Consider the following 7,264-nt stretch of genomic DNA (forward strand, 5'->3'; position numbering starts at 1 on the left):
CAATCGCTAGCGCGAGTACTGGCTGACTGTTTGTAGCCGATGGTCTATTAAGTCCGTTCCCAAGGAACTGGGTGGCGGAATTGTTTTCGAATCATTGGTTTAAGCGAGCTTGTTAAAGCTCTATTTCTGCTTATTTATGGTATGGGTCAACAATGTTATCTAACAAAACCTTCGCGTTTGCCTTGTGCTTGGCTGTCACTGGTTGTGCTCAAACGTCTCAGAATGGCTCCGCCGATGGTGGCATTAACTGGTGGCCCTTTGGTGCCCATGAAGCTGCGGGCAAGGCTGTGGACCAGACTGCTGCTGCCAAACCGGATGTGAAGGCTGCTGCTCCTACGACGCCGGCTGCTCCTGCCGCGCCGGCCACCGCTTCAGCGCCTGCCGCTGCTGCGCCAGTCGCCGCTGCTGCGCCTGCCGCCGCGCCTGCTGCCGAGAAACACTGGTGGTGGCCGTTCGATTCTGCCGAAACCAAACAGCAGAAAGATGCAGCCAAACCCCTGCTTGCGCTGCGCGCCCAACCGGTACCTATGCCGGACCCGAAGGTTACTCAGGCCTGGCTTGATGATTACGAACCGCGCCTACGTGTTGCAATCAAAGACAGCCCGTTTGAATTGGAGCGTCGCGAGAACCTGCTGATCATCACCGCGCCTGCGGACAGCTCGTTCAACCGTGACCGTCCGACCATGCTGATGCCGGTCACCCTAGGCCCGATTAGCCGTCTGGCAAAAATTGTAGAAGCCGATCCGAAAACCGCCGTTCTGGTTCTCGGCCATGCCGATACCACCGGAGTTGCGGCTGACAGCCAAACATTGACTCAGGCCCGCGCTTCCTCAGTCGCGGCGATTTTTCGTCTGAGCGGCCTGGAGCGTAATCGCTTGGGCATGAAAGGCATGGGTTCGATCATGCCACGCGCAGCTAATGACAGTGTTGAAGGTCGCAAGCTGAACCGTCGGATCGAGATCGTGATGACCCCGCAAGTGACCATGGTGGCCTTGCTCAGCAAATACAACATGCCAGCGCCGGGTCCGACCTTGGCGGTTGCTCAGGCGTCACCGCCAGTAGCGGCCGCGCCTGCTCCTGCGGCTAAACCTGCAGCGACTGGCAAAAAGGCAGCTCCGGTGAAAAAAGCCGTCGTCAAGAAGCCTGTTGCGAAAAAAGCCGTTCCGGCGAAGAAAGCCGCACCTAAAACTGACGCGCCAGCGAAGAAAGACATCCCGGACGATCAGGCCAAAGCCAACTAAGCCTGATCCAATAAGGAACCAGGCCTAAGCCAAGGATTATTTCCCAGCATTGCAGCAAAGGAAGCACGTCATGACACAAGTTCTGGCCGATATGCGCCGTGATTACGCCCGTGATGGTTTGACCGAAGCTCAGGCACCGGACGAACCGTTCACCTTGTTCCATCAATGGTTCGAGGAGGCCGTTAAAACTGAGCAGGCGCCGGTTGAAGCGAATGCCATGACCGTGGCGACTGTTGATGAAGACGGTCGACCGCACTGCCGAATTTTGCTGCTCAAGGGTCTGGATGATCAGGGCTTCACGTTTTTCACGAACTACGAGAGCGCCAAAGGCCAGCAACTGGCGGCGCGGCCTTTCGCGGCCATGACGTTTTTCTGGCCGACGCTGGAACGTCAGGTGCGCATCGAAGGACGTGTGGTCAAAGTCAGCCCGCAAGAGTCGGACGCTTACTATCAGGTTCGTCCTCTGGGCAGTCGTCTTGGTGCATGGGCATCACCGCAGAGTCGGGTGATTGCCGATCGTGAAGAGCTTGAGGCGTTGCTGAAAAATACCGAAGCACGCTTCAGTGACAGTCAGCCCAATTGCCCTGAGCATTGGGGCGGGTATCGCTTGCTGCCAGAAAGGATCGAGTTTTGGCAGGGGCGTCCGAGCCGTTTGCATGATCGTCTAAACTATCGCCTGCAAGACCAGCAATGGGTCCGTGAACGACTCGCACCATGATGCCTGACCGAGTTGTCTGCTAGAAAACCTTGGAATTTATTCTGCGCCCAAACGTCTATGACGTGAGGGCAATGGGTTGTTGTATGCCCGCTGAATGAAATCGAATTTATCAGTTCGGGCCGTGACAGCCTCAGTGTCACAGAGTCTAATAGCGGTCTGTTCTTCTGGAGATGATCTTATGCGTAAGTCTGTTCTATTGGTTGCTTCGTTCACTGCTATGGCACTGACGTTAGGCGGCTGTACCTCAAGTCTGACCGGGGACTCCTATTCCCGCGATGAGGCTCGGACAGTACAGACCGTACGCATGGGCACCATTGACTCATTGCGGCCCGTTAAAATCGAAGGCACTAAAACGCCAATCGGCGCTGGCGCCGGCGCAATCGTGGGTGGTGTGGCCGGTAGCGCTGTGGGTGGCGGACGCGGCAGTATCATCACTGCCGTCATCGGTGCGGTTGCTGGCGGTCTGTTGGGTTCGGCCGCAGAAGATGGCCTGACCCGTACGCAAGGCGTGGAAATTACCGTGCGTGAAGACGACGGGACCATGCGCGCCTACGTGCAGCAGGTTCAGGAAAACGAAATTTTCCGTGTGGGTGAGCGCGTTCGCATCATGAGCGTCAACGGTACGAGCCGTGTTTCTCACTAATACTTGAAACGCGTTTTCTAGCGTTTTCAGCTGTTGCAATATGTCGTAATAAAAAGCCCTGGCCAGTAATGGTCAGGGCTTTTTCTTGTCTGCTTCGAAACGATTTAGCTGCCTAAGCCTTTTTCGCCTTACGGCTGAACATGGCGGTGACGGCATAACCGATCAATGCGGCGAAAATCGAGCCGGTGAGGATGCCCATGCGGTCCTGGCCTGCAAACTCACTTATGCCCGGTACAAAGGCGAGAGAGCCTACGAACAGGCTCATGGTGAAGCCTATGCCACACAGGATAGACACCCCGAATACTTGCCCCCAGTTTGCCCCTTTAGGTAGCGCGGCCATGCTGGTTTTTACCGCCAACCACGTCAGGCCAAACACGCCGACCGTCTTGCCAACCAGCAATCCTGCTGCGATGCCCAGCGGCACGTGATGAGTGAAGCTTTCGAGTGTGACCCCGGTCAGCGGGACGCCAGCATTAGCGAAGGCGAACAACGGCAAAATCCCAAAGGCGACCCACGGGTGCAGTGCATGCTCCAGAGTCAATAGCGGTGAAGACTCGGCGTTTTTGGTTCTGAGCGGGATGCAGAACGCCAGGACGACCCCGGCCAGCGTTGCATGCACACCACTTTTCAGCACGCAGACCCACAGTAACAAACCGATTAACAGATAAGGCCCAAGCCGGACGACACCTAATTTGTTCATCACCACCAGAGCAATGATGGACAATGCCGCTAACGTTAGGGATATGACTGAAAGGTCGGTTGAGTAGAACACCGCAATGACGATGATCGCCCCAAGGTCGTCGATGATTGCCAAGGTCATCAGGAACAGTTTCATCGCGACCGGCACGCGGTTGCCAAGCAACGCCAGCACACCGAGCGCAAATGCGATATCTGTCGCCATGGGAATCGCCCAGCCACCGAGTGCCGCCGGGTCGTCCTTGTTCAAGAACCAGAAGATCAGCGCAGGCACCACCATGCCGCCGATCGCAGCAGCGCCGGGCAAGATGATTTGTGAAGGTTTGGACAGGTGGCCTTCGAGCACTTCGCGTTTGACTTCAAGGCCGATCAGCAAGAAGAACAACGCCATCAGGCCGTCGTTTATCCACAGCAGCAGAGGTTTGGCGATTTGCAGCGCGCCGACTTGCGCAACCACAGGTACGTCGAGTAATCCTTGGTATAACCAGGCCAGCGGAGAATTATTAATGATCAAGGCCAGTGCAGCGGCGGCAATCAATAACAAACCGCTGGCAGCTTCCATCTGAAAGAAACGGGTGACAGTACTCCGCAAGACCAATGTCGCTCTCCATGATTTTGTCAAAAGGGCTAACACCCTAACCTGTAGTGTTAGTTATTAAAACAAAAATTATATTCTTTTTTGCTATAAGTAAGCGGGTGATAAGCGTCGCGAAAGAAGCGTAGCAGTTGTGTTACTGAATGCTTCTAGATGGTGCCGATCAGAGCAGTAGGATTGTTCCTAAACTTGAATGAGAACTCATGATGAGTGATGTGCGAAAGTGGGCCCGCGAAGCGATTCGAATTATCGAAGCAGACTTTCAGCGCAGTGCCGATACCCATTTGATACCGTTGGAATTGCCAGGATTACCGGGCGTTGAACTATATTTCAAAGATGAATCGAGTCATCCCACTGGCAGCCTCAAACACCGTTTGGCCCGTTCATTGTTTCTGTACGCGCTGTGCAATGGTTGGCTGAAACCCGGCGCTCCCGTGATTGAAGCGTCCAGTGGTTCGACGGCGATCTCCGAAGCGTACTTTGCCCGCTTATTGGGGTTGCCGTTCATCGCGGTGATGCCGGCCTCGACCTCTCAGGAAAAGATCGCGCAGATCGCGTTTTATGGCGGAAAAAGCCATTTGGTCCAAGACCCGACGCAGATCTACGCGGAGTCCGAGCGGTTGGCTCGCGAAGGGGGCGGCCATTTCATGGACCAGTTCACTTACGCCGAGCGCGCCACGGACTGGCGCGCCAACAACAACATTGCAGAGTCGATCTTTCAGCAGCTACGTTTCGAGCGTTATCCAGAGCCCAGTTGGCTCATCTCAAGCCCCGGCACCGGCGGGACGACCGCAACACTGGGTCGCTATGTTCGTTATCGCCAGCACAGCACGCGCGTGTTGTGCGCTGACGCTGAGCGCTCGGTGTTTTTTGACTATTACCGAACTGGCGACGCAAGCCTGCGCCTGGATCACGGCTCGCGGATCGAAGGTATTGGCCGACCTCGGGTTGAGGCGTCGTTTTTGCCGAAAGTGATTGATGCGATGGTCAAGGTGCCGGATGCCGTGTCGCTGGCTGCCATGCATTACCTGGCGCAACGCTTGGGGCGCCGGGTCGGCGGGTCCAGCGGAACCAACCTGATCGGCGCGCTACTGGCCGCCCGGGAGATGGTTGATGCAGGCCAGTCGGGGTCAATCGTGGCGATTCTATGTGACGGCGGTGAACGCTACGCAACCACCTACTACAACCAAGCCTGGCTGGCTGCTCAGGGCTATGAACTGACCGGATTGATCGACAGCATCGCCGGCTGCGCCGAACGAGGCGAAGCCCTGCCGGAAGGTGTATTGCGCGCGGGTATATAACCTTCTACAGATGACTTTCACTTTCCTGTGGGACCGAATTCATTCGGGAAGCGGGCGACGCGGTTTCTGCAGAACCGAGTTGTTGTTCCCAAATAAATTCGCTCACACAGGGTATCGATTACCCCGCGATCCCCAACATATCCCGAGCCAGTGCCTCGGCGACGCGAATGCCATCAACCCCGGCTGACAAAATACCGCCCGCATAACCCGCGCCTTCACCGGCCGGGAACAGCCCTTTGACGTTCAGGCTTTGCAGGGTCTCATCGCGGGTCATACGCAGCGGTGACGAGGTGCGGGTTTCGATGCCGGTCAGAATCGCATCATGCTGGGCGAAGCCTTTGATCTGTTTATCGAACGCCGGCAATGCTTCACGAATGGCTTCGATGGCGTAAGCGGGCAGGGCGTCAGCCAAGTCGACCAATTTCACACCTGGCTTATAAGACGGCTCCACACTGCCCAATGCGCTGGAGGCTTTACCTGCAATGAAGTCACCCACAAGCTGCGCAGGCGCCTCGTAGTTGCTGCCGCCCAGTACATAGGCAAGCGACTCCAGTCGTTCCTGCAGCTCAATACCGGCCAACGGGCCGCCCGGATAATCTTCAGGCGTAATGCCCACCACGATGCCGGAGTTGGCGTTGCGCTCGTTGCGCGAATATTGGCTCATGCCGTTGGTGACCACCCGGTGCAGCTCGGAGGTCGCTGCCACCACTGTGCCGCCAGGGCACATGCAGAAGCTATACACCGAACGACCGTTTTTCGCGTGGTGCACCAATTTGTAATCGGCTGCCCCCAACTTTGGGTGACCGGCGTATTTACCCAAGCGGGCGCGGTCAATCAGCGACTGCGGATGTTCAATACGAAAACCCACGGAAAACGGTTTGGCTTCCATGTACACGCCACGCCCGTGGAGCATGCGGAACGTGTCGCGAGCACTGTGGCCCAACGCCAGGATCACGTGCCTGGAATCAATTTGCTCGCCGTTGTCCAGGACCACGCCTTGCAACTGACCGTTGTCGATCAGCACGTCAGTGACGCGTTGCTGGAAACGTACTTCGCCACCCAATGCTTCGATCTGATGGCGCATGTTCTCCACCACGCCGGTCAGACGAAACGTACCGATGTGCGGTTTGCTGACGTAAAGAATTTCTTCTGGCGCACCCGCTTTGACGAACTCGTGCAGCACTTTCCGTCCGTGAAATTTCGGGTCTTTGATTTGGCTATACAGCTTGCCGTCGGAAAATGTCCCGGCGCCGCCTTCACCAAACTGCACGTTGGATTCTGGGTTCAATACGTTTTTGCGCCACAGACCCCACGTGTCCTTGGTGCGCTGACGCACTTCGGTTCCCCGTTCGAGAATGATCGGCTTGAAGCCCATCTGCGCCAGAAGCAAGCCAGCGAAGATTCCGCAGGGACCGAAGCCAACCACAATCGGCCGCTCGCTCAAACCTGCCGGCGCATGCCCGACTGTCTTGTAGCTGACATCAGGCGCCACACCGAGATGGCGGTCATCGGCAAACGTACGCAACAGCGCCGCCTCATCGCGCACCGTGAAATCAATGGTGTAGATGAAGCACAGTTCCGAGGATTTTTTTCGCGCGTCGTAGCTGCGTTTGAACAACGTGAAGTCGAGCAGCTCATCGCTGTCGATCCCCAGGCGCCGCAGCAGGGCAGGGCGCAAGTCTTCTTCTGGGTGATCGATTGGCAGTTTGAGTTCGGTGATTCGTAACATGACAGGGTCCAGTATCCGGGCCAGCTTTACGCGAACCGGCAATTATATGCGGGTTCGCTCCGGTCTGCTTCAGGCATTTGGAATCCACACCTGGAACCTGCCAAGATTTTTGCGGGAGGGAACGTGTTCACGAAGAAGTTAATGCGGTTTTGCAGTGAAATCAGTCGTTACGCGCGCCGCCGTAGTAACCGCAGCCACGCTGAACCTGATCGTTGACGCGCAATTCGGCGGTCAAATGCTGCACAGAACCGTCGACAGGGTTCACGCAGCGTTGCGGTGCGACCCACAACTCTATGCGCAGGCCGTTAGCTTCAGTGCTCAGGTTGAGACGTCCGTCTGGC

At 56.5% G+C, this 7,264-nt stretch carries 6 protein-coding genes and 1 pseudogene; 4 read left to right on the top strand and 3 right to left on the bottom strand.

The window, feature by feature from the left end:
- The first annotated feature begins 152 nt into the window (after positions 1-152).
- The 3 genes from M0974_RS09550 (at position 153) to M0974_RS09560 (ending at position 2,602) form a co-directional block, all read left to right on the top strand.
- Entirely contained in the window at positions 153-1,241 is a 1,089-nt protein-coding gene (locus M0974_RS09550) for an OmpA family protein (RefSeq protein ID WP_297835665.1), read from the top strand.
- A gap of 70 nt (positions 1,242-1,311) precedes the next feature.
- Complete coding sequence (pdxH, locus tag M0974_RS09555; protein ID WP_297835667.1) at positions 1,312-1,959, top strand: pyridoxamine 5'-phosphate oxidase; 648 nt, start codon at positions 1,312-1,314, stop codon at positions 1,957-1,959.
- 178 nt (positions 1,960-2,137) lie between these two features.
- Complete coding sequence (locus tag M0974_RS09560) at positions 2,138-2,602, top strand: glycine zipper 2TM domain-containing protein (RefSeq protein ID WP_297835668.1); 465 nt, start codon at positions 2,138-2,140, stop codon at positions 2,600-2,602.
- Positions 2,603-2,714: 112 nt separating this feature from the next.
- Here M0974_RS09560 and nhaA read toward each other — a convergent pair whose 3' ends face one another.
- The gene (nhaA, locus tag M0974_RS09565) at positions 2,715-3,896 is read right to left on the bottom strand and encodes a Na+/H+ antiporter NhaA (RefSeq protein ID WP_297835671.1); all 1,182 of its coding nucleotides are present in this window, start codon (positions 3,894-3,896) and stop codon (positions 2,715-2,717) included.
- A 200-nt stretch (positions 3,897-4,096) separates the two neighbouring features.
- Here nhaA and M0974_RS09570 point away from each other — a divergent pair, with 200 nt between their 5' ends.
- On the top strand, positions 4,097-5,194 hold the full coding sequence (locus M0974_RS09570; protein WP_297835672.1) for a PLP-dependent cysteine synthase family protein: 1,098 nt from the start codon (positions 4,097-4,099) through the stop codon (positions 5,192-5,194).
- 118 nt (positions 5,195-5,312) lie between these two features.
- Here the strand turns inward: M0974_RS09570 and M0974_RS09575 are convergent, their stop codons facing one another.
- Both M0974_RS09575 and M0974_RS09580 read right to left on the bottom strand, forming a co-directional pair.
- The gene (locus M0974_RS09575) at positions 5,313-6,923 is read right to left on the bottom strand and encodes an NAD(P)/FAD-dependent oxidoreductase (RefSeq protein ID WP_297835673.1); all 1,611 of its coding nucleotides are present in this window, start codon (positions 6,921-6,923) and stop codon (positions 5,313-5,315) included.
- Positions 6,924-7,083: 160 nt separating this feature from the next.
- Positions 7,084-7,264, bottom strand: a pseudogene (locus M0974_RS09580) (hypothetical protein); the annotation flags it as partial.

It is taken from the genome of Pseudomonas sp., assembly GCF_026224925.1.
In the GTDB taxonomy this organism is placed as follows: domain Bacteria; phylum Pseudomonadota; class Gammaproteobacteria; order Pseudomonadales; family Pseudomonadaceae; genus Aquipseudomonas.

Coding starts and splice junctions, on each gene's coding strand:
- M0974_RS09550 (WP_297835665.1), top strand. CDS start 153: ATGTTATCTAACAAAACCTTCGCGTTTGCCTTGTGCTTGGCTGTCACT.
- pdxH (WP_297835667.1), top strand. CDS start 1,312: ATGACACAAGTTCTGGCCGATATGCGCCGTGATTACGCCCGTGATGGT.
- M0974_RS09560 (WP_297835668.1), top strand. CDS start 2,138: ATGCGTAAGTCTGTTCTATTGGTTGCTTCGTTCACTGCTATGGCACTG.
- M0974_RS09570 (WP_297835672.1), top strand. CDS start 4,097: ATGATGAGTGATGTGCGAAAGTGGGCCCGCGAAGCGATTCGAATTATC.
- M0974_RS09575 (WP_297835673.1), bottom strand. CDS start 6,923: ATGTTACGAATCACCGAACTCAAACTGCCAATCGATCACCCAGAAGAA.